Source organism: Fibrobacter sp. UBA7003 (assembly GCA_002449765.1).
Lineage (GTDB): Bacteria > Fibrobacterota > Fibrobacteria > Fibrobacterales > Fibrobacteraceae > Fibrobacter.
Genome location: DJXN01000005.1, coordinates 69,336 through 95,535 on the forward strand (window position 1 = coordinate 69,336; position 26,200 = coordinate 95,535).

At 54.9% G+C, this 26,200-nt stretch carries 20 protein-coding genes and 1 tRNA gene; 8 read left to right on the plus strand and 13 right to left on the minus strand.

The window, feature by feature from the left end; all coding sequences use genetic code 11:
• Positions 1 to 80: 80 nt before the first annotated feature.
• The 10 genes from B2952_RS04030 to B2952_RS04075 form a co-directional block, all read right to left on the minus strand.
• On the minus strand, positions 81 to 1,343 hold the full coding sequence (locus B2952_RS04030; protein ID WP_290735040.1) for a fibrobacter succinogenes major paralogous domain-containing protein: 1,263 nt from the start codon (positions 1,341 to 1,343) through the stop codon (positions 81 to 83).
• Positions 1,344 to 1,356: 13 nt separating this feature from the next.
• Complete coding sequence (locus tag B2952_RS04035) at positions 1,357 to 2,733, minus strand: PEGA domain-containing protein (RefSeq protein WP_290735043.1); 1,377 nt, start codon at positions 2,731 to 2,733, stop codon at positions 1,357 to 1,359.
• A 508-nt stretch (positions 2,734 to 3,241) separates the two neighbouring features.
• Entirely contained in the window at positions 3,242 to 3,802 is a 561-nt protein-coding gene (gene nrdG / locus B2952_RS04040) for an anaerobic ribonucleoside-triphosphate reductase activating protein (RefSeq protein ID WP_290735046.1), read from the minus strand.
• A gap of 1 nt (position 3,803) precedes the next feature.
• A complete protein-coding gene (nrdD, locus tag B2952_RS04045) occupies positions 3,804 to 3,950 on the minus strand; it encodes an anaerobic ribonucleoside-triphosphate reductase (RefSeq protein WP_173364802.1) in 147 nt (48 codons plus the stop codon).
• A 36-nt stretch (positions 3,951 to 3,986) separates the two neighbouring features.
• A complete protein-coding gene (locus tag B2952_RS04050) occupies positions 3,987 to 6,317 on the minus strand; it encodes an anaerobic ribonucleoside triphosphate reductase (protein ID WP_290735049.1) in 2,331 nt (776 codons plus the stop codon).
• A 389-nt stretch (positions 6,318 to 6,706) separates the two neighbouring features.
• Positions 6,707 to 8,116: an SIMPL domain-containing protein gene (locus B2952_RS04055; protein ID WP_290735052.1), complete on the minus strand. Its 1,410-nt coding sequence runs from the start codon at positions 8,114 to 8,116 to the stop codon at positions 6,707 to 6,709.
• Between the two features lie 117 nt (positions 8,117 to 8,233).
• Positions 8,234 to 9,703 carry a sodium:solute symporter family transporter gene (locus tag B2952_RS04060; RefSeq protein ID WP_290735055.1) on the minus strand — a complete coding sequence of 490 codons (1,470 nt, stop codon included), beginning with the start codon at positions 9,701 to 9,703 and terminating at the stop codon, positions 8,234 to 8,236.
• Between the two features lie 9 nt (positions 9,704 to 9,712).
• Positions 9,713 to 11,593 carry a sensor domain-containing diguanylate cyclase gene (locus B2952_RS04065; RefSeq protein ID WP_173366073.1) on the minus strand — a complete coding sequence of 627 codons (1,881 nt, stop codon included), beginning with the start codon at positions 11,591 to 11,593 and terminating at the stop codon, positions 9,713 to 9,715.
• A gap of 8 nt (positions 11,594 to 11,601) precedes the next feature.
• Positions 11,602 to 12,744 carry an LptF/LptG family permease gene (locus B2952_RS04070; RefSeq protein ID WP_290735058.1) on the minus strand — a complete coding sequence of 381 codons (1,143 nt, stop codon included), beginning with the start codon at positions 12,742 to 12,744 and terminating at the stop codon, positions 11,602 to 11,604.
• Positions 12,741 to 14,141: an LptF/LptG family permease gene (locus B2952_RS04075; RefSeq protein WP_173366071.1), complete on the minus strand. Its 1,401-nt coding sequence runs from the start codon at positions 14,139 to 14,141 to the stop codon at positions 12,741 to 12,743. Before B2952_RS04075 ends, B2952_RS04070 begins: the two co-directional genes overlap by 4 nt.
• A 64-nt stretch (positions 14,142 to 14,205) precedes the next feature.
• On the opposite strand from B2952_RS04075, the gene B2952_RS04080 reads away from it, so the two are divergent.
• Genes B2952_RS04080 through B2952_RS04095 form a run of 4 tightly spaced genes read left to right on the plus strand, consistent with a single transcriptional unit; the run spans position 14,206 to position 18,729 of the window.
• Positions 14,206 to 15,060 carry an outer membrane protein assembly factor BamD gene (locus tag B2952_RS04080; protein WP_173366070.1) on the plus strand — a complete coding sequence of 285 codons (855 nt, stop codon included), beginning with the start codon at positions 14,206 to 14,208 and terminating at the stop codon, positions 15,058 to 15,060.
• 27 nt (positions 15,061 to 15,087) lie between these two features.
• The gene (locus B2952_RS04085) at positions 15,088 to 16,074 is read left to right on the plus strand and encodes a hypothetical protein (protein ID WP_290735063.1); all 987 of its coding nucleotides are present in this window, start codon (positions 15,088 to 15,090) and stop codon (positions 16,072 to 16,074) included.
• Entirely contained in the window at positions 16,075 to 17,652 is a 1,578-nt protein-coding gene (locus tag B2952_RS04090; RefSeq protein WP_290735066.1) for a PHP domain-containing protein, read from the plus strand. It abuts the gene before it with no gap.
• Positions 17,653 to 17,664: 12 nt separating this feature from the next.
• The gene (locus B2952_RS04095) at positions 17,665 to 18,729 is read left to right on the plus strand and encodes a rhomboid family intramembrane serine protease (RefSeq protein WP_290735069.1); all 1,065 of its coding nucleotides are present in this window, start codon (positions 17,665 to 17,667) and stop codon (positions 18,727 to 18,729) included.
• On the opposite strand, the gene B2952_RS04100 is transcribed toward B2952_RS04095, so the two are convergent.
• A complete protein-coding gene (locus B2952_RS04100) occupies positions 18,726 to 19,412 on the minus strand; it encodes a tetratricopeptide repeat protein (RefSeq protein WP_173382061.1) in 687 nt (228 codons plus the stop codon). The genes B2952_RS04095 and B2952_RS04100 overlap by 4 nt on opposite strands.
• Positions 19,413 to 19,530: 118 nt before the next feature.
• On the opposite strand from B2952_RS04100, the gene B2952_RS04105 reads away from it, so the two are divergent.
• Positions 19,531 to 19,603: transfer RNA gene (locus B2952_RS04105), tRNA-Thr, on the plus strand.
• 113 nt (positions 19,604 to 19,716) lie between these two features.
• Entirely contained in the window at positions 19,717 to 21,498 is a 1,782-nt protein-coding gene (locus B2952_RS04110) for a DNA repair helicase XPB (protein WP_290735073.1), read from the plus strand.
• 169 nt (positions 21,499 to 21,667) lie between these two features.
• On the opposite strand, the gene B2952_RS04115 is transcribed toward B2952_RS04110, so the two are convergent.
• Both B2952_RS04115 and B2952_RS04120 read right to left on the minus strand, forming a co-directional pair.
• Positions 21,668 to 22,540, minus strand: coding sequence for a flavodoxin (locus B2952_RS04115; protein ID WP_290730365.1), 873 nt, complete (start codon positions 22,538 to 22,540; stop codon positions 21,668 to 21,670).
• Between the two features lie 41 nt (positions 22,541 to 22,581).
• On the minus strand, positions 22,582 to 22,992 hold the full coding sequence (locus B2952_RS04120) for a very short patch repair endonuclease (protein ID WP_290730368.1): 411 nt from the start codon (positions 22,990 to 22,992) through the stop codon (positions 22,582 to 22,584).
• 161 nt (positions 22,993 to 23,153) lie between these two features.
• On the opposite strand from B2952_RS04120, the gene B2952_RS04125 reads away from it, so the two are divergent.
• On the plus strand, positions 23,154 to 24,533 hold the full coding sequence (locus B2952_RS04125) for an endo-1,4-beta-xylanase (protein ID WP_290735075.1): 1,380 nt from the start codon (positions 23,154 to 23,156) through the stop codon (positions 24,531 to 24,533).
• A 178-nt stretch (positions 24,534 to 24,711) separates the two neighbouring features.
• Positions 24,712 to 26,163: a cysteine--tRNA ligase gene (gene cysS, locus B2952_RS04130; protein ID WP_290735078.1), complete on the plus strand. Its 1,452-nt coding sequence runs from the start codon at positions 24,712 to 24,714 to the stop codon at positions 26,161 to 26,163.
• The last annotated feature ends 37 nt before the right edge of the window (positions 26,164 to 26,200 follow it).

Genomic DNA, 26,200 nt, shown 5'->3' on the forward strand with positions numbered 1-26,200 from the left:
ATAGCCCTTCTCACCCTTTTGACAGAGTTTCTATCTGTTCCGCAGGGATACCCATGAATTCGACAATTTCTTCGACAGGTCTATTTTTCGCCTTCGTCCTTGAGGCAACGAACAGAGAGACCGTAATGCTTATAATGATCTCCTAGATACACATACGCTTCCCAGTATCTCAAGCGCGCATAAGACGCACTTTCTCTATTAAATTCATCGGCCATCCAAAAACTGGCTTCATCGCCGCTATTATTAAAATAGCCTTGATCATAGTTGCCAGCAGGGAGCGCCGAGAATCCAAAAACATCCGAGCCATTGCCATTACCATACCAACCGGATGTAGCCCTGAGAACCGGACCTGCAGTCGATGCGCCCCCGACCACAGTGAACAGGGTATTCCACTCATCATTGCTAGGCAAATGCCATCCGTTCGGGCAAGCGGACATCGCCACAGACCACGTATAAAGCCGCCCGTACGTGACACAATTGGCTTCATCGTTGCTGTAACAAAAGCTTGAGTCCGTTTTGAAGTTGAGATTTTCCGCCATCCAAGTTTGCGTGCCGATTTTCACAATCTTGTAAGTTTGGCCGTCGCGGGAGTCCGTAAAAGTCCCTTCAGCAAGCTCAGGGACCTTGCTTGATGAGCTAGAACTCAACTTCGGTGTAATACTGGAACTACTTACATCCTTTTTGCTAGAAGATGATTCGGCAGTAATGCTTTCGTCCTTGAGGCAACGAACTGAATATGCAAGAGACAAATCAGAATTATCTATTTCTGGATTATCGCTATTGTCATCCATATAAATGTAATTAGCTCCATAACTAGAATTCTCCGTTGAACTCCAAAAATATGCGGCATATCCATTTAAATAATAACGGCCATCATCAGGATATCTCCGGCCGACGGGCAATGCTGAGAAAGCGTAATTATCCAACCCATTACCATCTTGCCAACCGCTCGAAGACTTGAGCATTTTTGCTGCAACAGATTGTCCTCCGACAGCAGCAAAGAGTGTATTAAATTCATCTTCCGAAGGCAGATGCCAACCATCAGGGCAAGCCTTCATTGCAGCATCCCAGGTATAAAGATGTCCATACTTAGCACAGTATTTAGTAGAGTCTTTGTAGCAAAAACTATTACTCTTATAATTCACCTCGTAATTCAGATTCTCTGCCATCCACGTCTGATTACCAATGGTGACAGTCTTGTAAGTTTTTCCATCACGAAGATCAGTCATTCTAGAAAGAACAAAACGATTCCATTCACCATCGCGATCATCGATTTGTTGAACATAATCGGTACAGGCGGCAAGAAGGGCGGTAAGGATGACACTAATCAAAAACTTTTTCATTATCGTTCCCTTCCTAGAATGCGAAACTTATGCCGATGCCGGCAGCTCCGACGACAGCAAGGCCAAATCCTACACCGCGGAGCACCTGACCGGCCTGGGCCTTGTCTTTAGCGTCATTGAATTCACTCTTATTCGCAAAGTATTCTGTCTCTGCGGCATCCTTCGCTTTGCTGTCCCCGACAACCGCAAGTACGACGCCCGTCACAGCGGTTACAGCACCAATACCGAATACAATCCAGCGGGCCGAACCACTTCCTTTACCATTTTCCACATTCGCGGGCACGCTCTCACCCGCATAAGGCGAACCATCCTTGCCGTCGAGTTCATCGTATGCGGCATTCGCCCTCGCGCGTGTCGCATCTTCTGCCATGTCAACGCCATCAGGGGCATGTACCAGCTGGTGCGTCACCTGCACCACCTCGTGCCACTCGGCTTGCACATCCACCTTCTCTCTCCACCCGTCACCCCTGAGCATGACTTCCGCACACAACGGGATCTCGCCCGCATAGGGCGTACTGCCCGCTTCCTCACCATCGATAAATACGGCAACCGCTTGCGGTTCGCCGTTGTACTCAGCATCAAGTTTAAGACCGCCCTTGCCACGCGACATTTTCTTATTAAATACCACGGTCCTGTTTCTCGCTATTTTCACCTTGAATTCCACAGGATTGTAGCACGGGTGTTCCAAACGTACACTATGCTCCCCAGGAGCAAGTTCCACCTTACCTTCACGCATCCGGTCTCCGTCTACAAAAGTTTTTAACACTCCACGGTCCGCAGCACCATCCGTCAGCACAGGATTCAATATCAAATAACCAAACTTCGGTTCAAGAGTCAATTCAACCTTTTGGTTATTCGCATTAATCTCGACATCAACATCGGCATCGATATAACGATCCATAGAAGCGACAATATGGTGAACACCCTCCTCGATTTGCACTTTGCAAGGAGTACTTAGGCACTTTGTCGAAGCCTTTCCGTCTATGGTTGGCACCGCTCCAGCGGGTTCCGTTATAATTTCAACGACATACTGGTTGGAACCAGAGAAAGAGAACGAATCATCGCTAGAGACGTCGCTGATGCCGCCCACATCCGAAAAACCGGTAGAATTGCCCATAATCTTTCTGAAGAACGCCGGAGCCTTCAACTTGATGATTTTCTCAAGTTCATCAACACTCGCTCCGCGCTCGTTGATGGTCGCAACTAGATTGTTTTTTGCAGTCTCGTAGAGTTCTACAGAAAGCGAGAGCGCGTCGCCAAAGCTACTCACATGAGCTTGGCAAACATAATCTGCAGCAATGTTTCTTCCAGTCTCAACAAGGCAAGAGCCTTCACAATCCTCGATAGTTTTGCCCGGAGGGAGCATCGCTTCGATATTCTCTCGCGTCATGATAGTGTAATACTTGGCGGGAAGTTGTCTTATAGCCTCTCCGCGCAACACGTTAGTCAAGAACTGTCTCTCGGAACGTTTAACCCTCTCATTCACACTAGGGTCTGCAACCGTTTCAAGCACGGCGACATACGCCGCCGAGGCCCACGCCGCAAGGCAAAGAAAAAGGGTAAAAGCTGATTTCAAATATCTCATATTTTCCGCCGGGGAGCACCCATCAAGTATTAAAAAAAATATACATTAATTACATCAAAAAAGGATGCCATTTTCTGCCGTAAACCGAATCAGAGAAAAAAAATGCCAAAAAAGGAACACTTCCGCATTTCAATCGTTTTTACGTATAGATAGGGTTTTCCCTGTCCGCCTTTGCGGGGGCGTTCCCGCAATAAAAGAGAAAATGCTCCGAGAGCTCGGGAAACTATAGTCCCTGGGACAATCCGTTCGTTTAACAGATATTAGCGAAAAAGCCCCGGCATCAGCCAGGGTTTTTCAAATTACGAGGAAAGCACTACACCATGGGAGCGAATTCCGGATGTTCTTCCATTTCCTGTAGCTGGAGCTGGTGCAACACAGCACGGCCCTCGACAAGGCTCTTCTGCACGTCGATGATACGCTGGTTGCTTGAGCCGCGGAACTTGAGTTCGAGCGACTTCTTCGCCATGACGAACGGACCGTCGATAAGGATATCGGCAAACGAAAGAAGTTCCAGTAAATCCGGTTTTTCTTCCCAGTGCTGCTGCAGATACTCGAACGTGTAACCCGTAAAGATGACAAGGTTGAGTCCGCGTTCCTTGATTTCGCGGGCAAGCGGGATAAGCGCCGCCGCCTGGTCCATCGGGTCTCCGCCACTGAAGGTGATTCCGTCCAGGAGCGGGTTTTCGTCGATCATCGAGAGGATTTCTTCGATATCAATAAAATGACCCCCGTTGAAATCGTGGGTCTGGGGATTCTGGCACCCGGGGCAGTTGTGATGGCACCCCTGGGTAAAGATGGTCATGCGGATCCCGGGACCGTCCACGAAGGATTCGGGCTCGATTCCGGCAATCCGCAAGCGCGGGTATTCGTCCATATTATACGCTGTGCTTTACGCGGTCGTTGACTTCGGCGCGCTTCGCGTTATTGAAGCGGTCGACTGTTCCCACGAGGTAGCCCGTGATGCGGCGGATGCGTTCGAAGCAAACGCCTTCTCCATACAGATTCATTTCTCTTTCTGACATTTTTCACTCCTTGATAGTTTGTTTTAATTCCTGTGATTAGCGGATGCCCTTGAACGCCGGCATTCCCGGGTAGAGCCTGCGCAATTCCTTCAGTTTCTCTTCCGAGATGGCATGGCCATCGCTACGTCCGCAACGGGGGCAGCTGTCGCCGATAACGCCCACGAAGCCGCAGACGGGGTCGCGGTCAACCGGGTGGTTGATGGAGCCGTAGCCGATGCCCGACTTCGCCATGTGATGCACAATCTTTTCGAAGGCATCGAGGTTCTGCGTCGGGTCGCCGTCGAGTTCCACGTAGCTGATGTGGCCCGCGTTGGTGAGCGCGTGGTAGGGGGCTTCGAGCGAAATCTTCTTGAACGCCGAAATCTTGTAGTACACCGGCACGTGGAACGAGTTGGTGTAGTAGTCACGGTCAGTGACGCCCTTGATTTCGCCGAACTTCTTCTTGTCCATGCGCACGAAGCGGCCAGAAAGGCCTTCGGCAGGCGTTGCGAGCAAGCTGAAGTTGAGGCCGAGGCGCTTGGATTCCTTGTCGCAGAAGTCACGCATGTGGCCCACAATCTTGAGGCCAAGCTGCTGGGATTCCTCGGATTCGCCATGGTGCTTGCCCGTGAGCATCACGAGTGTTTCGGCAAGGCCGATAAAGCCGATGGAGAGCGTGCCGTGCTTGATGACTTCGCCCACCGTATCTTCCCAGCCGAGCTTCTCGGAATCGATCCACACGCCCTGGCCCATGAGGAACGGGAAGTTCTTTACCTTGCGGCGGCTCTGGACGGCGAAACGTTCCATAAGCTGGTCGCTCACAAGCTGCATCATGCGGTCGAGTTCCTTGAAGAACAGGTCCACGGACTTCATCTTGATGGCGATACGCGGAAGGTTGATGGAGGTAAAGCTCAGGTTGCCACGGCCATACGAAATCTCGCGGGTCGGGTCGTAGTTGTTGCCGATGACGCGCGTGCGGCAGCCCATGTAGGCGATTTCGGTTTCCGGGTGGCCTTCCTTATAATACTGGAGGTTGTAGGGCGCATCCTGGAAGCTGAAGTTCGGGAACAGGCGCTTCGCGCTCACGCGACAGGCGAGCTTGAACAGGTCATAGTTCGGGTCGCCCGGATTGAGGCTGATGCCTTCCTTCACGCGGAAAATCTGGATCGGGAAAATAGCCGTCTCGCCACCGCCCAAGCCTTCTTCGGTGGTGAGAAGCAGGTTACGCATAGCCATGCGAGCTTCGGGCTCGGTACACATACCGTAGTTGATGCTGGAGAACGGAGTCTGGGCACCGGCACGGCTGTGCATGGAGTTCAGGTTATGAACGAAAGCTTCCATAGCCTGGAAGGTTGCCTTGTCGGTTTCTTCGTAAGCCATCTTCTCGGCAAACTTCTGGGCCTTCATCACGATTTCGGTATCGAAGGTCTTGGAAAGTTCGCGGGCTTCCGCTTCCACGAACTTCTCGTTCGGCACGAGCGTCGCGACCATGCCCATCTCCGCCATTTCGGCGTGGAGCTTCTTCACCACCGGCTGGATTTCTTCTTCGGTCTTGCCGGTAAGGAGGATGAGAGCCTTCACCATGTTCGAGAGGTAGGCCTTGCGATAGGTAATGCGCACGCCGTCGGCCATGGCATAGTCGAAGTTCGGAATGGACTGACCGCCGTGCTGGTCGTTCTGGTTACTTTGTATGGCAATCGCCGCGAGGGCCGCATAGCTGCGGATGTCCTTCGGTTCGCGGAGATGACCGTGCCCCGTATTGAAGCCGTTCTTGAAGAGCTTCTTCAGGTCGATCTGGCAGCACGTCATGGTAAGGGAATAGAAATCCAGATCGTGGATATGGATATCGCCTTCCATGTGGGCGCGGCTATGCTCGGGCTTGAGCATCATCATCGTGTAGAAGTGCTTGGCGGATTCGCTACCGTACTTGAGCATGGTGCCCATGGCGGTATCGCCGTCAATGTTCGCGTTTTCGCGCTTGAGGTCGGATTCCTTCGCGGAGCTGAACGTGATGTCACGGAGCGTGTGCATGAGGCGCGTGTTGACTTCGCGGATGCGGGTGCGTTCGGCACGGTAAAGGATGTAGCTCTTGGCCGTATCGGCATAGTTGTTGTCGGTAAGGGCCTTTTCGACGGCGTCCTGGATTTCTTCGATATCCGGCTTGGTCTTGCCTTCGGCCTCGAGGCGGCCCACCGCATAGGCGGCTACCTTCAGGGCAGTACTGCTCAAAATGTCTTCTTGGCCAAGGAGGTCCATCTGCTCCTGGGAGGCCTTGATTTGGTCCTTGAGTTCACCCGATGCGCGGAAAGCCTTAACAATGGCGTCTGCAATCTTCTCGATGTTGAACGGCATTTCGCGGCCGTCGCGCTTCTTGACTGTAAAAATCATCACCTATCCTTCAAATCCCTTAACTAAGCCCTAGTCAAAAGACGTTTGTTCAAAATAAGCCTGTTTTCCTTTTTTCTACTATATCTTGTGTTCAACACCAAACCAATAACACAAGATATAGACATAAGATAATAAAAAGATTTTGGAAATGGGAACTTTTTTTCATAAATTCCCGTAATTTTTTTGTAATATAGAGGCAAACTATCAACACGGCCCCAAAACCGGAATCCGGACCACCACCGCAGGTCGGGTTTCGAGTGGTCCAAGTCCCTATTGCACAAACATTTAGCTGTTTCCGGAGCGTAAAAAATCTATTCACACCCCAAAAAGGGGCTTTTTTCACAAAACCGAGTTGACAAGCTGCCGCAGCCGAGCGGTATTCTTGGAGGCTATTTTATCTCGGCCATGATGGCCAAATACGCCGAGACGGAGACGGAATCGGCGATATTCATCTTGGATTCCGAAGAACCTGCCATCAGTATGTCATACGCCGGCAAGGACTTTCCCCTGGCCTTGCGCAAAGAAAGGTCGTTGTAGCGAGCACCGAGAACGGTCCCGCCAAACTCGTCTAAGGGCTTGTTGCTCACCGCAACGACCTTGCCCAAGGAACCGCCAAAGCCCTCGACAATCGCCTTGGCGCGCGCCATCGCCTTTTTCCCAGCAATGTTTACGACCTGCACCCTGAGCGAATCCTCGTTCTTCAGAACAGGCTCGGCTTTAAACACGTTAACGTTTTCTAGACCGACAATTCCATCCAGGAACGCACCGGCGGCGTCCTTGGATGTAAAGTTGACCGTAACCCTCTGGGTCGCCAAAAAGACATTCTTGGACGATTCGTTGCCGTAAAACTCGTACTTCTGCTTTTTGCGCAGCGTCATGGACTGCGCCTCTATCTCCGATTCGGCAACGCCAAGGCCTTTCGCCATCTGCACCACATCGCCACGACGCACATTCATCTGCTTAAAAAGCTGTTCCTTGTCAGTTCCATCGAACATGATATTCGCGATTACGACAAACTTGTCTGCAAGAAACTTCTTGTGCTCGACCTGGACAACGCGAACATACGACTTCCCGCTACTTTCCATACCATCCAGGGAAAGCGTCGCCATAAGCGATGCCGACACCTCCACGGAATCCGAGGAACTCAACTTTTCCACTTCCGAAGAGCCTTCCACGGAAATCACCTTCCCGATATTCGCGCCAACACTCTGCGCGTTCACTTCGGCCTGGCGGGACGCCTTTTTGCAGGCGCTCTTGATAACGTCAACCTCTAGCGTTTCGGCATTCTTGAGCCGCGACTGCGTGGACACGTTATCGACAAACGCAAAACTGGCCAAGTCGAATTCCAGGGAATCGGATTCCTGCTTGCTATGCGAAATAACCTTTACCATCTGCGATGCCGTATACCCCAGAAAAAACCTCTTGCCCTTTGCATAATCCCATTCCTTCTCGAGCGACGTGCTGAGAAGTTCGTACCCCTGCGGGCCTACGGAATGCTTCTGCAGCAGGGCGAGAATCTTTTCACGGCTCTCGTTCAAGCGCTTGTAAGCGACATCCTTGTTCTTGTCCTTCAGAACCATCTTGAAACTGGTGACATACTCGTCGGCGAGAAAGTTCTTCGTCTCCTCGCTCGAGACGGTCACGCCACCTAAAGACTGTCCCTCCTGTTCCGGAGCCGGTTCCAGGGACGATACCTTCGTTTGTGCAGAAATGTCGGAGGCGCGCCCGATACTGAGTGAAAGTACGAGGCACACGAACGCAAGCACGATGATGACGACGTATGATACTTTGTTCTGCATAGGGCACTCCTTTTTGAGATTTCCTTTTCAATCTACACAAAAAAGAATCCCAAAAACAACGGCTCTCGGGCAAAAAGAATTTTACCGGTTCTTATAGTCTAAACTAGAATATGGCTTTTATTTCTTTGCAAGCAGCATCGCAGAGAACTTCAGCACGACCGCGACGAGCACGGTGGTCGTCATGCTGATGAACGGCATCCACGGCCAGCTGAAGATTCCACCAAGAACCGCAGGCACACCAAAGGCGGGAATGCCTTGAATAAGCACGAGACTCCCCATGCCGCAAACGACGGCAACAATCACCTGCCAGCTCTTGAGGCCCTTCACGAAGAACGCGAGCAGGAACATGCCGAGGAGCGGGCCTGTAAAGAGTCCGGTAAAGAAGAGCGCATTCTTGAGGAGGCTCCCCTGCTGCGTCGCGGCAAACAGAGCGAAAAACACGCCGAGCACGCCCCACACGACCGTCCAGATTTTAGCACGTTTGAGCCCGCCCATTCCGGTAGATTCGTCCCAGCCGAGAAAATCCCGTTCGGATGTATTGCTGAGCGAATTGATGGAACTGGAAAGGCTGCTCATGGCGGCGGCACAGATGGCGGCGACAATCAAGCCGGTCACGCCTACCGGAAGCCCGTTTACGATAAAATAAGGGAATACATCGTTCTGGCCGACGCTCTCGGGAAGGGCGGCAACATGCGAAACCTTGTAATACACATAGAGTGCAGCACCTACCCAGTAGAAAAGAATCGAGACGAAGCAACCAAGCACCATCGAGAGGATACTGGAACGGTTTGCCGCCTTCACGTCCTTGCAGCTCAGATAACGTTGTACAAACTGCTGGTCGCATCCGCGGATAGCAATTTCGAGAATGGCATAAGCAAAGCCCGCCGAGACAAGCGTGCGCGCATTGGAAACATCAAGACTTGCGTCCCACCACTTTGTCTTGCCCGCCGCGCTCGCAAGGGCAGCCATTTCGCCGAAACCGCCAACCGCATTCGAGATAAGCACGAGCACCAGGACGCCGCCGCCGAAAAACACACAGAACTGCATCACGTCGGTCCAAATGACCGCCTTGATTCCGCCAAACCACGTGTAGAAAATCGCGACCGCAGCGCTTACCACGATAGCCAGTTTAAGGTCGATGTGGAGGATTTGCGCAAGCACAAGCGACGGCGCATAGAGCAAAATTCCCGTGCGCAGCAGCAAGTGCAGGCTGTAGAAAACAGCCGCAAGACGACGCACCGTCTTCGAGCCAAACCGCACCTCGAAAAGTTCGTATGCACTGGAAATGCCCGACGTGCGGAAACGCGGGATAAACACGAAACCCACGACGACGATACTCAGGAGAGCTCCTATCTGGAACATGAGGAACGTCATGTTGTCGCCGTACACGTCGGCGGGCGCACCGAGGAAAGTCGTCGCGCTTACGGAAGTAGCGATGAGGCTAATGCCCACGGCGACCCACGGAATGGATCCGCCACCGAACATATATTCCTTGAGGTTCTTGTTGCCACGGGAAACCCAGAGACCAATAAGCAGAGAAAGCAGCAGGTATGCCGCAAGAACAAGCCAGTCAACAGCGGTAAACATAAATCGGGGTTACGCCTTGAGCGATGAAGTTAGGACCGGGATGTCGTCGTCCGTTTCGGGAGCAGGCTCAAGCGGCAATTCCGTATACTGGATAACCTGATTTCGACCACCTTCTTTCGCCTTGTAGAGCGCCTGGTCCGCATAGGTTACCGCCTTCTTCATGTCGTGGAATTCCGGAGTCACGAGGAAGGCGCCAATACTCACCGTCACGCGGAGCGGGTCCTGCTGATGTACATCGAATTCGAGCTTCATCACCGCATGGCGGATTCGTTCGGCGGTTTCGATCATGCCCTCGGGAGTCGTGTCGATGAGGCCCACAACAAATTCCTCGCCGCCGTAGCGAGCAACGACATCGATTTCCTTGCGGATTTCTCCACTGATAGCACCAGCGATTCCCTTGATGACCACGTCACCAATCGGATGGCCGTAAGTGTCGTTCACGCTCTTGAAGTGGTCGATGTCCATCATCAAGACGCCAATGTTATACTTCTGGCGGTCAGCGCGAATCTTTTCGGTACGCAAATTCTCGTGCAACGTGCGGTGGTTGATAAGGCCCGTAAGGCCGTCGCGGGTTGCCAGATCCTTGCCGCGTTCGAACTGGCAGGCACGCGCATAGGCAAACCCGGCGACCCCCGCAAACGCCTTGAGCAAGTTCATCTCGTGCTCAGTATAGCGGTCGCTCTTGCGACTTTCGAGGCAAATAGCGAGCTCCGCCTGTTCCGTGTTCGCATCCGAAGGCACCGGCATTACGAACAGCTGGCGGATTTCCATGTTCTTCTTTTCCTGGTTGTCGATACGCGGGATATAGGCGTTGAACGAGGACTGGTTGAAGGTGCGTTCTACAGGGCGGTTGTGGTAGAGCGCGAGAATCGCGAGCCCCTTGTCCGAAAGCGAGAACTTCTTGCCAAAGAACTGGTCGGCATCGATTCCGTCGCAGCAGACCACATGGCCGACACGTTCCTGGTGAAGGTTGTTGTCGTCCTGCTTGTCGAGGGCAAGGAGCATCATGCGGTCAAACGGGATATTCCCCTTGACATACTCGAAAATCTGGTGGTAAATATCCTTGACCGTCATGTTCTTGAAGAACTGATGCTGATAGTGGTAAAGGACGCTGAACTGCTGCTGCTCGATGTAGTTCTTGGCGGAAGCGAAACTCTTGAAGTAGAGGGCGTAGAGCGTACTTGCGATATAGGTAAGCGCCTGCGCCGTCTGCTGGCCGAACGCATTGGGATAGAGCGAGTCCATCACGAGCGCCCCCACACGATTTTTGCTCCTGTCGAGCATGGGAACCGCCACCAGGGACTTGATCATCGGATTGTCGATGTAGTAGAGCAGGCTCTTGCCGCCAGAAAGGTCTCCTTCGAGAAGGCGGTTCACGTCAAGGCGGAACAGCTGGCTGATAAGTCCGGAATTCTCGGTAATCTTCACATCGGTCGCCACCTGCGCGTTCGGGTCGGTGCTTGCGTAGGCACGGATTCCCCATTCCTTCATGGAATTGAGCGGAGAGAAAACCACAACCGTATGGACATTGGGGACAACCCGCTTGAGCCCTTCGAGCATATCGCCAAACGCCTTTTTCACGTCGGCATCGGCCCGCGCCCACACCTGGTTCACGCGGAGGGTGGAACCAGGCTCGTTGTAGTCGGCGGCAGAGTCATCGAAGGAATTTTTTAGTTCGGGGGTTACAGCGGGGGCTATCCCCGTCGCGCGCATGGCGCGGGTCACCACCGGAAGCGAGGCCGTCTTACCGCCCGGAACCCGGGGCAAGTTCATATAGCCGAGCGCGGCGGCGACACCGGCAAACGGAATCAGGAACAGGAGAAGCCCGCCCTGGAACGAAAGTCCCAGCAGCAATCCTGCAACGACAAACAAAATTATGGACATCAGCATCCGACCCTCTACAGCCTAAACGAACGGGAAAGCATCAGACAAGCTACGCCGCCATAAATAATATGGCTTATCCAGGCCGCCAGAAACGGCGTCAAGGCACCATTTTCGCCCATCTTCAGCCCAATCCGTTCAAGGATATAATAGCTAAAAACGAGCAAAAGGCCAACACCGAACTTCTGGGAAAGCCCCCCAGAGCGGCTATAACGATGGCAGAGCGCCGCCCCGATCAAAAGGACAATCAGGTTCATCCAGTGCGCAGAGAGCTTGAAATGGAGCGCAGTCTCCATGACCCGGGTGTCTTCGCCCGAGCGCTTGAGCACCTCGATGCGCTGCTTGACCATTTTCGAATCCATCTCGTCGGAAACCTGGCGTTCGTTAATCAAGTCCTCAGGCCGAGTAAACACCTTTCCCCGCATCTTCTCGCGCACAAGGGGCATGACCGTCACAGTGCCGTCCTTGTTGAAGATGCGCTTCATGCCGCGTTCGAACATCCAGTACGACTCGTCCGAAAAAGTCTTCATCACGCTGTCGCGGGCGGCACTGTCGAGGGATGCCGTATCCGGCTCCACCCAGCGGACCGTCTTGGCGTCGTAACGTTCCACTAGCCTTCCCTGCTCGCGCAAGAGCAGCACCACGTCGCGCCCCGTCCTGGATTTCCCCGAATAGAACTTGAAAAACCAGCTCGCACGCTCACTGTCGATAAAGGTAAAATCGTTCTTTTCCTTGATGCGCGGGTTCTTCTTTTTCTGCGCATTCGTCTCCATGATTTCCAGGCGTTTGTGGTTTGCATCGGGAAGCCAGAGTTCGCTCATCTCGTAGGAACCGACCGAAGCGAGAACGCCCAGAAAGAAAATGGGGAATAGGGTCTTGAGAGGGCTCTGCCCGGAGCTCTGCATAGCACTCATCTCGAGGTGCCGAGCCATGTTGCCCACCGAAGCGAGCACCGCAATAAAAAGCGACACCGGGGTAATGAGATAGAGCATGTACGGAATGTAGCTCACATAGTAATCGACAGCATCCTTCGTATCGCGCGCAAGCCACGTCTTGATGTTTCCGACAAAGTCGATGACCGCGAACATGAAGATGGCCCCGATCGTCACGATAAGGAACATCTTTAAAAAATTCCAGACAAGGTAACGAGAGAATTTCACGCATGCCCCCTGCCGATAGAACGGAACCAGCGACCGATGGCACGCATCGCCCTGAAAAATTTCGAATCCCCCGTAAAGCGGTCCCGGACCATCGCGATGGTAATGAACACGCCGAACGCCCCAATAATCATGTTGGAAGACCACATGGCAAGTTCCGGCGAGATGATGAGTCGGTCAGCCAGGTTCTCCCCGCCGATAAGGCAAATCCAGTAGATGACGAAAAAGGCAAGGCTGTAGATGATTCCCGTGCCAATGCCACCCTTGCGCGCCATAATCCCGAGCGGCGCCCCGATCAGAATAAAGATAAAGCAGGCAAAGGAAGTGCTGAACTTCTTGTGGATTTCGACAAGGTATTGCGCCTCGCGCTTTTTTTCGGATTCCATGCGCCCCCAGAGGCGTTCTGTCGTGCGGAGTGCGCTGATTTCCTGAAGACGCATCTTCTGTAGCGACCGCCGGGCTTGGACCGAATCAAGTTCGGCAATTCCTTCCGCATCCGCCGGGAGAATACTATCACCCAACACGGAAGCCTTCGCATCTGCAAGAGTGGATAGTCTGACTTTCATGGCCTGTTGCGAGACCGTATCATACTTCGCGCGAGCCTCGTTCACCACGTCCATCATCATTTCGACAGGCATCTCGCGGTCGCTCCTATAGCTGCGGCTACGGCGTTCCAGACGCTCATCTACATTCTGCATGGCGAGGTCCTGCGAAAAGAACCGGATGCGGAAGTAGTTTTCGGGCTTATCAGGGTCCACGATATGCGTCTCGCCACTGCGCAAACGGAACATGAGCGTCGCCCCGTTATCCACGTAGTCCAGCGTCGCACTGTCGGCATAGACCACGCGCGGAGGGCCCTTGCGTTCCATCTCGTACACCTGGATTCCGTAAAGCACACCCGAAACCGGGTCGATGCGGTTCACCCAGAGCTGCACGTCGGGAAACTGCGTAATCAGGCGCCCGGCATCGACAAACACGTGCGGTTTCTTGCGCGAAATGGCATTCATCAGTTCCACCGAACGGTGATTCGCCTCGGGCAGCACCCAGTTGTTGAACAGCACCATCAGAACCGAAAGGAGCATCGCGACAAGCATCACCGGACGCATCAGGGACAAGGGCGAGACTCCCGCCGCCTTTACCGCCGTAATCTCGTGGTCGCCAGAAAGGCGCCCGAAGGCCATAAGACACGCAACAAGCACGGCCATCGGGATCGAGAGCGAAAGCATCCAGGCGAGGTTCAACGCAAAAATTTCAAGGACAGTCGATGCGGGCAGTCCCTTGGACAGGACGTTGTCCAGAATTTTCACGAGAAAATCGACGACAAACAAAAACGTTATGCCGAAAAGCGCCGCCATAAAGGGGCCAATGAGTTCTTTCAACACATAACGGACTAGAATCATTTTTCTTTTCGGTAATATTTTTCTACTTTGATAAGCGAAAGTTAGAATTAACCAAAGAAAAAGAATGAACCACATCGCAAAGACAGCCCTGTTCTCAAGCATTTTTTTCGCATTGACCCTCTTTAGCGGCTGCGCATCGTCCGATGGCGCAAAGAAAACACACACGCAATTCTGCAAGGAAAAGTTCGACAAGGCCGAGGAGCTCTTCAAGAAAGAGAAATACGGACGCGTCATAGACAAACTTGAAGAAATCATGAGCTATTGCGCAGGGACTGGCTACCTGGAACAGACGTCCTTCCTTCTCGCCGAAAGCTACTTCAATCTGGAAGAATGGATCGACGCCCGCGGAGAGTACGGAAGCTTCATCACGAACTTCCCCGGATCCCCCTTCGTGGAGACAGCCGAATTCAAGAAGGCGATTGCTTCGTTCAACATGGAATTCCGCGTGAGCCGCGACGAGGCGAACACCACCATCGCAATGAAGGATTTCGAGCGCTACCTGTCGAACCACCCGGATACGCCGCTCCGCGACTCCATCAACTACTACTACGGGCTCCTCATCGAACGCCTTGCCGAAAAAGAATTCCAGACTGCGCGCCTCTACCTGCGCATGGACAAGCCTCAGGCAGCCGTCATCTACTTCAAGGAATTCCTCGAGACATACCAACAGTCCAAGAGGCGCAAGGAAGCGCTCTTCCTCACCTCGCAGGCCTATACCGACCTCGACCAGTTCGAGACCGCCCGCGAATACCTCGCTCTTGCCAAGGAAGAACTCAAAGAAGACGACAAGGACGGGCAAAAACTCCTCGCGAAGACCGAGAAGAAAATCGCAAAGGCCGAGAAGAATTTTGAAAAGCGCATGAAGAAGGATTCCGAGAAGAAACGCATCCAGAAAGAAGAGAAGACCCTTTTCTACTAGCGATTCGCCAGGCGCCCGGTGGTTGGCATGAAGAACTTCCTGAAGATACTGTTCGCACTCCTCATCGTCTCGACGGCCTATGCCGACGAGGAAGTGAGGGTCGAGCACGACAACTCGCGCCTTTCCATATTCATGCAGCCAGCGATTTCGTTCCTGAGTTTCGACGAACGTGAATACTTCCAAAAGGCCATCGACACCATCTACGCCGACTTCAGGGCGCAGGCCGTCGACAAGGAAGAATCGCTCAGCGTCGCAAAGCAAAACTTCCAGAAGGTCAACTTCTGCTTCCCCGTCATGGGTGGCATCCAGTTCCAGGTGCACAAGGACCACTTCCTGAGTGCCGGAATCGGATTCATCTACGACAAGGAATCCGTCGTGCTTACCGACCGCAAGAACAAGGCGCACAACTATAGCTACACAATCCAGGGCGTGCCCATGTTCCTCGAATACAGGCTCGCCATTCCCACAAGCCTCATCACGCTTTCGAACGGTTCGCTCTTCAGCATCGGAGTCCGGTGGTACTGGACACTTCCCGGCACCGAGATCTACACCACCTGGGGCAAGCTCGAAGCAGAAAACAGCCCGTTGGGTGCCGGGTTCGGAGTAAGTCTCGGCTACCTGGTCACCAGTTGGAACGGATTCAACATCTACGGAGACATCGGGTTCAGTTCCATCTCCGTCGAATCCAAGGAGCGCTTTGCCGACATCGTCCCCGACGGCCCCGAAGAAAAGGCCAAGTGGAACATCGGCGGGCTGCAGCTGCAGATACGCGTGAGCTTCGGGCTGTGGAACTACCCCAAGGAAGCACTCATGCCGAAGAGCGGAACCGAAAGCGAAACGGCACCGGCAATTCCTGCCGAAAGCACTCCCGCACAAGGGAACGCGGCCGCGGCCGACCCGACTGGCGAAGGGACGGGCACCTCCGAATCAACGACGGCCAAGGAGCCTGCGGCCGAAGCCCCCAGCGCTCAGGAACCAGAACAACCCGCAAGCGAAAAAGCAAAGGCGGAATAAATGAGTTTCTGGCCGGGGGAAAAACTGCGTTACGCCGAAACGCACTTCAAGTTCAGGCTTCCGTGGTCACTTCTATACAGGCCGTGGCCCGAAATCATCGTAGACGCGCCGTTCCAGTTTATACCCGGCGAAGAGCCAACCCTATGGATTGTCGTGCGTGATGCGCACCGGTTCCCGACGCTTATCGAGAAAGCGGAAATCAATGGCAAGAACTTTGATTTAAACATTCAGGCGGAAGAACAATTCGGCTTTTACCCTATCAAGCTTGGGCACCTGGAAGCGGGCGTTCATGAACTGAACTGCAGGATTTATGCAAAAAGAACCAGCGAAGATGGGAAAAGTTGCGCGACCAAGATTTTCAACCGCTGGAACTACCCCGGATTAAAGCCCAAGCCGCTCAAAATTCACGTACTCGCGGAACAGCCCCCGAAGGCACCCGGATTTGTCGCCGGCGAGATGCACTGCCACACGCGATTCTCCTGCGACCACGTGGAACACGGAGCATCCCCTGCCGTATTGCAACAGGCGGCAAAGGCAGTCGGGCTTGATTTCGTAAGCTGCACCGACCACGCCTACGATTTCGCATTCACTGAAGAAGACTACACGAAGGAAGCGCCATCGCCCGCGCCCAGGTTCCAGGCACTGCGCGACGAGATTGCGTCGCTTCCTGCCGGCGAAGGCATGCCCCTCCTGCTCGCGGGCGAAGAAGTTTCCGCAGGCAACAGCAAGGGTGAAAACGTCCACATGCTCGCCTTCGCGCCCGACAGCTACCTGCCCGGCCTCGGCGACTGCGGCCGCAACTGGCTCGAGAACAAGCCCACGTTCAAAATTCCGAAACTCCTGGAAATGACCGAAGCGCACTGCTTCGCGGCGCACCCAATGCAGCCCATGGGACTGCTCGAAAAGTTCATCTTCCGGCGCGGTTACTGGAGTCACAAGGACCTGAACCTCGAAGCTCGCCACAAGATTCGCGGAATCCAGTTCTGGAACGGCATCCGCGACGAAGGATTCAAACTCGGACGCCAATGGTGGATCGAGGAACTCGGCAAGGGAAACTACCTACTCCCTATCGGCGGCAACGACGCGCACGGCGACCTGAATGACACCACCTCCGTCGCGACCCCGCTATTCACATTGCGCCACACCCGCGACCATATCTTCGGCAAGGTGCGGACAGTCGTGAAAGAAGATCCCCGGTCGGAGCCGGGGATGACAAAAACGCAACTCACGCGCGAGGCGCTGACCGCAGCCTTCGCAGGCGACAACTGCTACATCACCGACGGGCCCGCGCTCTGGTGGGAACGCGCCGAAATCCACGGGAGCAAGGGAATCATCTTCCACGCCCGCAATACGGCCGACTTCGGCGGCGGATTCCGCTACATCCGCATTTTCGGACGCCGCAACCTGAGCAACGGCAAGCTCTCCCCGAACGAGGAAATCTGCAAGGAAAGCCTCGTCGCCGCCCGTGCGAACAGCGACATCGAAGTCTACTTCGACAACTTCGCCTATCTCCGCGCCGAATGTGAAACAGCCACCGGCAAGTTCGCACTCACGTCGGCGGCAAGGGCCGAAGGATAAGGGGATCGCATCATGCCTCGCTTGATGTCGCCACTGCGTCCGCGCTACATGCGTTATCCCACGGACATCCCGCGGGAAGGCCTCCAGGTGCATCCGCTCCCCCGCGAAAACGATGCCGCACACGGCGATACCGCGACCCCGCAAGACGCATTAAAAAACGCTTCCGGCAACCAGGCGCCAGACACGACAGCAGATACTTTCGAGGAGCCGCAGTACCCCGAAACGATTCGCATATCCGAAGGGACATTCCGCCAAATCCGCGACTACAGCCTCGTGCTCCTTTCGCAGGGCATCACCCACCGCATCATGCGCTCCGAAGAGGGCCCGTTCCAGATTTTCATCCTACCCGAAAACGAGGACCGCGCACGCCTGCAGCTCGCGCTCTACCGCAAGGAGAACCCTCCCCGAGAAGAGAACCCGCCGCTCCCCCTCACGCTGAGCCTGCAACCCATCTGGGTTCTTCTTGTTCCTGTCGTCTGCACGCTTCTCGACTTTTCGGGCAAGGTCGCCCGCATGCATAGTCTCGGGCTTTCCGATGCCGACAAGGTGATGCACGGGCAGTGGTGGCGCACCATCACCGCGCTCACGCTGCACGCCGACGCGCGCCACATCGCATCGAACCTCGTGAGCGGCTACATCGTGCTCACCCTCATGTCGTACCGCACGCCGCTCGCACGCATGGCCCCGTTCCTCGCCATCGCAAGCGCCGTCGCGAACTTCTTCGTCGCGTTCACCGTGCAGACGGACTACCGCGCCCTCGGGTTCTCCACGTTCGTGTTCGCCGCCATCGGCGCGCTTTCCGTCATCGAATTCAGGCTCATGCCCAGGGAGACCCACGGCATGCTCCGGCGGTTCGCCCCCCTCTGCGGCGCCGCCTCGCTCGCCGTATTCCTCGGCATCGGCGAGAACGCCGACGTGCTGGGCCACGCCTACGGGTTTGTCGCGGGCGCGCTCTGCGGGTTCATCCCAAAGAAGAAGGCGCTCCACTGGGGAACGCCTGCCAAACTGGTCGACCTCGTGTGGGTCACTATCTATTTCGCGATTTTCGCTATCGGCTGGAAGTTCGCTCTAAGCTAAAGGCTTGCGAGGAACTTCTTCGCCTTGTCGGCATACATCGCATTGTCGCCGTAGACCTCGACGATGCGTTCGGCGGTATTCTTCGCCTTGTCGTTTGCACCCTGCTGCTGGTATACAAGCACGAGCTTCCACATGGCGTCGGCAACCATCGGGACCTGGTCAACCGGTTCTTCCTTCTGGAAGCGGTCTTCCTTGTCGCCAGTGCGCTTGCCGAACTCGGACACGTACTGTTCGAGCAGACCGGCAGCGGCAGTGTAGTCCGCCTTTTCAATCTTCACGGAAGCGAGACCGTGCAGGGCAGCCGAGCGGACCAAATCTACGGAACCCGCGTTATCGAGCGACTTCTGGAAAAGCGAGGCGGCGCCATCGAAATCACCCTTCTCATACTTGATATTTCCAGCGAAGAGGGCTGCCTTCGCAAGAGCGAGGCCGTCAATCTTGCCGGAATTAATCTGCGCCTCGAATTCGGCGAGGGCGGCATCCTTGTCGTTCGTGTAGAGGAGCGCCATTCCCTTGCCGAGAATTTCGGCCTGTTCGGCAGCAGCGGCCTTCTGGCTGTCCCTAAACTGGACAACGCCGGCCACAACGGCAAGGACAATCACCAGGGCCACGAGGACCTTGGTTCCGTGTTGGACAAAAAATTCCTTGATTTCAGAATTGCTCTGGTTAGATTCGTTAGCCATTTTCGACTTCCATTTTAAATTTAGTGACCCAAACATAGAAAAAATGGAAGACTTTGCCAACTCACACCAAACGCATCTTGACAAAAAAGGGGCCTATTGCTATTTTTGACCCCGCTATGCCACTCTAGCTCAGCTGGTAGAGCAGCTGATTCGTAATCAGCAGGTCGGCAGTTCAAATCTGCTGGGTGGCTCGAAAGCCCCGGTTTCTACAGGAAATCGGGGTTTTTCTTTTGCTCCGCCGGAAAAACCATTCATCGCCTCCCCTCTAACCAAAAAACGCTTTTTTTACTATCTTTGGCGCCCTATGAATCCGAATGGCGCAATCATTGTTCAGAGCAACCTCGAAATCATGGTCGAGGTCGATTCCCCCTCCTACGAAGCGGCACGCGACGCAATCGCCCCCTTTACCGAACTGGTCAAGAGCCCCGAGCACCTGCACACCTACAAGATATCGCACCTGAGCCTCTGGAACGCCGCCTCTACCGGGCTCCGTGCCAAGGATGTCATAGAACGACTCGAAAGCCAGAGCCGCTTCCCGATCCCGGAGACCGTCATCACCGAGATCGAGGACTACATGGCCCGCTACGGGCTTTTGCGTCTCAAGAAAGACGGCGACCGCCTGATTGTCGAATCCGACGACAACTACATGTTCGCCGAAATCTGTCGCCTCAAGGAAGTCGAGCCATTCGTGCTGAACTTCATCGACGACCTGCATGCCGAGGTGGACCCGGAACGCCGCGGCCACCTCAAAATGGCGCTTACCAACGCCGGGTTCCCAGTCGAGGACCTCGCGGGCTACACCGTGGGCGACCCCTTGCCCATCCACCTGCGCGAAACAACTCTCAGCGGCAAGAAGTTCGAACTCCGCGACTACCAGAAAGAAGCGGCACAGATTTTCTATGCGAGTGGTTCCGAGAAGGGCGGTTCGGGCGTCATCGTGCTCCCCTGCGGCTCGGGCAAGACGGTGATTGGCCTTGCCACCATGGCATTGGTGCAGACCAAGACACTCATCCTCACCCCGAATATTTCGGCATCGCGCCAGTGGATCCGCGAAATCTGCGACAAGACCGACTTAACCCTCGACCAGGTGAAGGAATACTCCGGCGAAGTCAAGGAAATCGGCCCGGTGACCGTCGCGACCTACCAGATATTGACCCAGCGCAAGCGCGCGAAAAAAGACGAGAACGCCCCCGACACCGCAGACCTCGAAATGAGCGACGAGGAAGTCAAGAAGGAACTTGCGAACTTCCCGCTGTTCAGCCAGCAGAAATGGGGACTCATGATTTACGACGAGGTGCACTTGCTGCCCGCCCCGGTGTTCCGCCTGAGTACCGAAATGCAGGCGACCCGCCGCCTTGGCCTTACAGCGACACTCGTGCGCGAAGACCACAAGGAAACGGAAGTCTTCAGCCTTATCGGCCCCAAGAAGTACGATATCCCGTGGCGCATCCTGGAAGCGCAGGGCTGGATCGCGACCGCCGACTGTAACGAGATTCGCATCCCGATGGAAGCGGAACTCAAGATGAAGTACGCCCTCGCGCCCATCCGCGAGAAGATTACACTCGCCTCGACGAACCCCGAAAAGACGGACATCGTGGAGCGCCTGCTCAAGCATTTCGACAAGCCCGACGACCGCGTGCTGATTATCGGCCAGTACATCGACCAGCTCGAGGCCCTCTCCGAAGACCTGCAGATTCCGCTCATCACGGGCAAGACCCCGAACAAGGAACGCGAACGCCTGTACGCCGCCTTCCGCGACGGCAGCCAGAAGAACCTCATGGTTTCGAAGGTGGGCAACTTCGCCATCGACCTTCCCGACGCGAACGTGCTTATCCAGGTTTCGGGAACGTTCGGAAGCCGCCAGGAAGAAGCCCAGCGACTGGGCCGCGTGCTGCGCCCCAAGAGCGATGGCGGTGCCGCGCACTTCTACAGCATCGTGACGCAGGATTCCAAGGAACAGGAATTCGCCATGAACCGCCAGCTGTTCCTCACGGAACAGGGTTATGCCTACAAGATAATCAAGCGCGGCGACTGGGATATACTTGTGCGCACGCCCGAAGAACTGGCTGCGCGGGTCTCGCAATAAACTTCGCATAGTTTCGTTCTCGGACTCTCGCTGTACTATTTGTACAGCTTCGGTCCTGCGGCCTCACTCTGCTCGTTTCTTGTTTCGACCTAATTTATTTAAAAAAAAGAGCTAGGAATCTAAATCCTAGTTCTTAATTTTTTTTAGTTACGTCAAGCGATGGCGTCGGCTACTTTTCCATGACGATAAGTTCAGGTTCGCCACGGCCGGGGAGCGGCTTGAATATTTTCACCATCGTCTCGGTCGAAGGGCGGTTGAACCCGCTGGTCGTGCACACGAACAGATAGTTCATACCGGCGACGACCTGCGTGGCCACGCTCAACGGAGCAAGTTTCAAGTAGGCGTAATCCTTCGTCGCGGTCGCAAACACCGCAGAATCTTCTGCAGTAAGCGCTCTCTGGTCCGAAAAGCCACCCATGAGCATTTCGTCCGTCTTGCCGGCGGCAAGGTCCGCGAAAAATCCCTCGACTTCCTTAGCAGCGACTTCCGCACCGTTCTCGGCCGTAATGCGCTTGTTCGAAATCCCGTAGGCAAGCGTCACGTTCGCGTTCGGTTCAAGCGTCTTGAGTTCCGCGGCGGAAGCCTTGCGGCCGCCGCTACCGTAAGTGCAGAACGGCACCACCACCTTGCCCGAAAGGTCGTTCGAAGCGAGGAAGGTATAGATCGGCGGCGCGAAACTCCCGAACATGATCGGGTAGCCGAGGTAGACCGTATCGTATTTCGCGAGGTCGGCCTTCGTGTTCACGAGCGCGGGCCACAGCTTGGTCTGGCGCTGGGCGGCCACCGCATCAATCGTGCTGTCGTATGTCGAGGGGTACGGCGTCACCATCGCAAGTTCGAACACGTCGGCGTTCTTCGCTTTCTGGAAAATCTCCGCAAGCTTCTTGGTCGCGCCCGTCTGCGAGTAATAGACAACGAGCGACTTCGACACGGCCGGCTTTGCCGCCTCCGCGGCAGGTTCCGCCTTGGACTGTTCCTGGTTTCCGCAGGCACACAGCGCAAGCGCCGCGGCAACAACCACAATACCAAATTTGCAATTCATAAACGACCTCCGTTTTCCCTAATTATAATTTTTTCGCGCGGCTAGATTTCGACAGATTCCTCGTCGCCCCGTATAAATGCAGCAAGGCGCTCCACCGTGCGGGCAAAGTCGTTCTTGACGGAACATTCCCAGACCGTCGCCACGCGGAACCCCATGAGCGAGAGCTTCCAGGCTGTCTTCACATCGCGCACCACGTTGTTCGTGAATTTATCGTTCCAGAACTCCGGATTGCTCTTGGGACGGCTCGTAAACTTGCAGCCGTGCTGATGCCAGAAACATCCGTTCACGAAAACGACCACGTTGTACCTGAGGATGAACAGGTCGGGCGAACCCGGCAGGTCATGACGGTGGAGCCTGTAGCGGAACCCCGCACGGAACAGCGCGCGACGCACGAGCACCTCAGGCTTCGTATCCTCGGAGCGTACAGCCCGCATCATTTGCGAACGTGTCATGGGGGGACGAGATTTCCGCTTGCGCTTTTTCACGGTAAAAAATATAGCCATTTTGGGCATGTCGTGCCTTTTTCTGTTTCGGTTAATTTACACCCGTCCCCGCTTTTTTTGATTATTTTACATGTGGGTGTTTACGTATTAGGGAAAAACAAGGAGTAACAATGAGAAACCTTTTTCCCGTTTCTGGGTTTATGCTCAGCGTAGCCCTGATTGGCGCAGGCATCGCAAGCACCTTCGCCGCAGATGAAACCCTCCGATCGTACGCAGAAAAGAACGACATCTATATCGGTGCCATTCTGAACTCGCAGTGGTTTGGCGGCGGACTTCCCGCGCAGTACGAGCAAATTCACAAGACGCAGTTCAACATCGTCGTCGCCGAAAACGAGATGAAGTTCGACGCGACCGAACCTAGCGAAAACAGGTTCAACTACAACAACGGCGACAAGATGGTCAAGTACGCGAAGCAGAACGGCATGCGCGTCCGCGGCCACGCCCTCGCCTGGCACAGCCAGGTTCCGAACTGGGTGAACAACTACAAGAACGACAAGAAGAAGCTGCTCTCCGTTCTCAAGAACCACATCAACAACGTTGTCGGACACTGGAAAGGGCAAGTGGACGAATGGGACGTGGTGAACGAGGCCATCAGCAACAACGAACCCATGTGGCGTTCCTATTCCGTATGGTACCAGGGAATCGGCCCTGAATTTATCGACTCTGCTTTCGTGTGGGCGCACGCCGCCGACCCCGACGCGGAACTCTGCTACAACGACTACAACCTCGAGCAGGGTGTCAACCCGAAAGCCAAGGCAGGGTTCTTGCTGGAACAGGTGAAACGCTGGGTTGCAAACGGCATTCCTATCACCTGCGTGGGCTCGCAGACGCACGTGGAAGACACCACTACCGACAAGCACTTTATCGGTTCGCCGGACAGCCTCCGCTCGCTTGCCAGGGAACTTGCAAAGCTCAACATCAAGCTGAAAATCACCGAGCTCGATATCGGTTTCAAGAGCGGCATCAACGTGAGCAAGAGCGACCTCGAGCGTCAGGGCCAGACATTCCGCCAGTACCTGGACATTATCCTTGAAGAACCGAATGCAGATACCTACCTGATCTGGGGCGTTTCTGACAAGTGGAGTTGGCTTGGCGGGCTCAACAGGCAGAAGGGACTTATTTACGACGACAACCTGAAACCGAAGCCGGCTTTCGACAGCCTGCTGGTGAGGCTCCAGAACTTCGAACCGCCCCAAGATACAATTGTCACGGACACGACAAGCTCCGACACAACTGCCCAAGACTCCTCCATCGCGATTGCACAGTCTGCCGGTCCGGGAAGCGTCACCATGCACGTTGCAGGCCGCACGCTGTTTATTGCCGGCACGCAGTCTGCGAAGGTCGACGTGTTCGACATGCGGGGCCGCCCGGTGTTCAGCGCAAGGAGCGAAAACGGCTCCGTCGAACTGAAGGGAATCCCGGAAGGGCTTTACGTGGTTCGCGTGCGCAACGGGTCAGCAAGTTTGACGAAGCGCTTCGCCATCAAGTAGAAAAAAACTATATTGGCGCACCTTCGGAGTGCATTTTTCTATATTGGCGCCCCTTCGGTGCGCATATAGCTCGGCTCGGTCATGCCAAATGGCACAAGCGCCTTTGTCGTGACTCTCGCCTTTTTTCTATATTTGCCCCCGCTTGGCGCAGGTTGCGCCGCATTTAACGGAGGCTAAAATGGCTCTACAGTTCTACAACACCGCATCGCGCAAGAAAGAAGTATTCACTCTCCCGGAAGGCGTTCCCGCCGTGCGCATGTACTGTTGTGGCCCGACGGTGTACCATTTCGCCCACATCGGCAACCTCCGCACCTACATTTTCGAAGACTTTTTGGTCCGTACGCTCAAGTACTACGGCTACAAGGTGAATCACATCGTGAACATTACCGACGTGGGCCACCTCACCAGTGACGCAGACTCTGGCGACGACAAGATGGAAAAGGGCGCCGCCCGCGAAGGCAAGTCCGTCTGGGACATCGCGAAGTTCTACACCGACGCGTTTATGGCCGACTGGCACCGTCTGAACATCCAGGAACCGACCCGCTGGACGCCTGCCACGCAGCACATCCAGGAACAGATTGAACTGGTGAAGACGCTTGAGGAAAAGGGCTACACCTACCGCACCAGCGACGGCATCTACTTCGATAGCCTCAAGTTCCCGCGCTATGCCGACTTCGCGCGCCTTGACGTGGAAAACCTGCGCAAGGGTAGCCGCATCGACATGGGCGAAAAGCACAACGCTACCGACTTTGCCCTGTGGAAGTTCAGCCCGAAGGACAAGAAGCGCGCCATGGAATGGGACAGCCCGTGGGGCGTCGGTTTCCCCGGCTGGCACATCGAATGCTCCGCCATGGCCATGAAGTACAACGGCCCGACGCTCGACATCCACTGCGGCGGTACCGACCACATCCGCGTGCACCACACGAACGAAATCGCCCAGAGCGAATGCGCCAACGGCGTGCAGTTCGCCCGCTTCTGGATGCACGGCGAATTCCTCCGCACCGCTAGCGAAGAAAAGCTGGAAGACGGCACCACCGAGCAGAAGTTCGGCAAGATGAGCAAGTCCAGCGGCGAATTCCTGACGGTTTCCCTCCTGATGGACCGCGGCTTCAACCCGCTGGACTACCGCTTCTTCGCCATTGGCAGCCACTACCGCAACTACCTGAACTTCACTTGGGAAGCCCTGGAAGGCGCGAAGGAAGGCCTCAAGAGCTTGCACAAGAAGACGGACCCGCTGATTGGCAAGGCCACCGCGATTACAAGCGAAGCCGCCAAGGCTTTCCAAAACGAATTCAAGGACGCCATCGGTGACGACCTGAACATGCCGCGTGCACTCGGCATCATGAACACGATGCTCAAGAGCGATATCGATGACGGCGAGAAGGCCGCCCTGGTGGCCGACTTCGACCAGATTTTCGGCCTGAAGCTCGACGAGCCCCGCGAAGAATATGCCAAGAAGGGTGCCAACGACGGCGTGGATGTCGCAAAGATTGAAGCGCTGATTGCTGCCCGTAAGGAAGCCCGTGCCGCCAAGAACTGGGCCGAAAGTGACCGCATCCGCGACGAACTCGCCGCGATGAATGTTGTCATCAAGGACAGCAAGGAAGGCACGACCTGGGAATTGAAATAACCCGGAAGCCCCTTGAATAAACTAATATTTTCCGACC

What these genes read in the sequence shown, in the direction of transcription:
- B2952_RS04125 (WP_290735075.1), top strand. Translation starts at nt 23,154, where the DNA reads ATGAGAAACCTTTTTCCCGTTTCTGGGTTTATGCTCAGCGTAGCCCTG.
- nrdG (WP_290735046.1), bottom strand. Translation starts at nt 3,802, where the DNA reads ATGGACGAATACCCGCGCTTGCGGATTGCCGGAATCGAGCCCGAATCC.
- B2952_RS04075 (WP_173366071.1), bottom strand. Translation starts at nt 14,141, where the DNA reads ATGATTCTAGTCCGTTATGTGTTGAAAGAACTCATTGGCCCCTTTATG.
- B2952_RS04060 (WP_290735055.1), bottom strand. Translation starts at nt 9,703, where the DNA reads ATGTTTACCGCTGTTGACTGGCTTGTTCTTGCGGCATACCTGCTGCTT.
- cysS (WP_290735078.1), top strand. Translation starts at nt 24,712, where the DNA reads ATGGCTCTACAGTTCTACAACACCGCATCGCGCAAGAAAGAAGTATTC.
- B2952_RS04120 (WP_290730368.1), bottom strand. Translation starts at nt 22,992, where the DNA reads ATGACACGTTCGCAAATGATGCGGGCTGTACGCTCCGAGGATACGAAG.
- B2952_RS04110 (WP_290735073.1), top strand. Translation starts at nt 19,717, where the DNA reads ATGAATCCGAATGGCGCAATCATTGTTCAGAGCAACCTCGAAATCATG.
- B2952_RS04085 (WP_290735063.1), top strand. Translation starts at nt 15,088, where the DNA reads ATGAAGAACTTCCTGAAGATACTGTTCGCACTCCTCATCGTCTCGACG.
- B2952_RS04100 (WP_173382061.1), bottom strand. Translation starts at nt 19,412, where the DNA reads ATGGCTAACGAATCTAACCAGAGCAATTCTGAAATCAAGGAATTTTTT.
- B2952_RS04055 (WP_290735052.1), bottom strand. Translation starts at nt 8,116, where the DNA reads ATGCAGAACAAAGTATCATACGTCGTCATCATCGTGCTTGCGTTCGTG.
- B2952_RS04095 (WP_290735069.1), top strand. Translation starts at nt 17,665, where the DNA reads ATGCCTCGCTTGATGTCGCCACTGCGTCCGCGCTACATGCGTTATCCC.
- B2952_RS04090 (WP_290735066.1), top strand. Translation starts at nt 16,075, where the DNA reads ATGAGTTTCTGGCCGGGGGAAAAACTGCGTTACGCCGAAACGCACTTC.
- B2952_RS04030 (WP_290735040.1), bottom strand. Translation starts at nt 1,343, where the DNA reads ATGAAAAAGTTTTTGATTAGTGTCATCCTTACCGCCCTTCTTGCCGCC.
- B2952_RS04050 (WP_290735049.1), bottom strand. Translation starts at nt 6,317, where the DNA reads ATGATTTTTACAGTCAAGAAGCGCGACGGCCGCGAAATGCCGTTCAAC.
- B2952_RS04080 (WP_173366070.1), top strand. Translation starts at nt 14,206, where the DNA reads ATGAACCACATCGCAAAGACAGCCCTGTTCTCAAGCATTTTTTTCGCA.
- B2952_RS04115 (WP_290730365.1), bottom strand. Translation starts at nt 22,540, where the DNA reads ATGAATTGCAAATTTGGTATTGTGGTTGTTGCCGCGGCGCTTGCGCTG.
- nrdD (WP_173364802.1), bottom strand. Translation starts at nt 3,950, where the DNA reads ATGTCAGAAAGAGAAATGAATCTGTATGGAGAAGGCGTTTGCTTCGAA.
- B2952_RS04065 (WP_173366073.1), bottom strand. Translation starts at nt 11,593, where the DNA reads ATGCTGATGTCCATAATTTTGTTTGTCGTTGCAGGATTGCTGCTGGGA.
- B2952_RS04035 (WP_290735043.1), bottom strand. Translation starts at nt 2,733, where the DNA reads ATGACGCGAGAGAATATCGAAGCGATGCTCCCTCCGGGCAAAACTATC.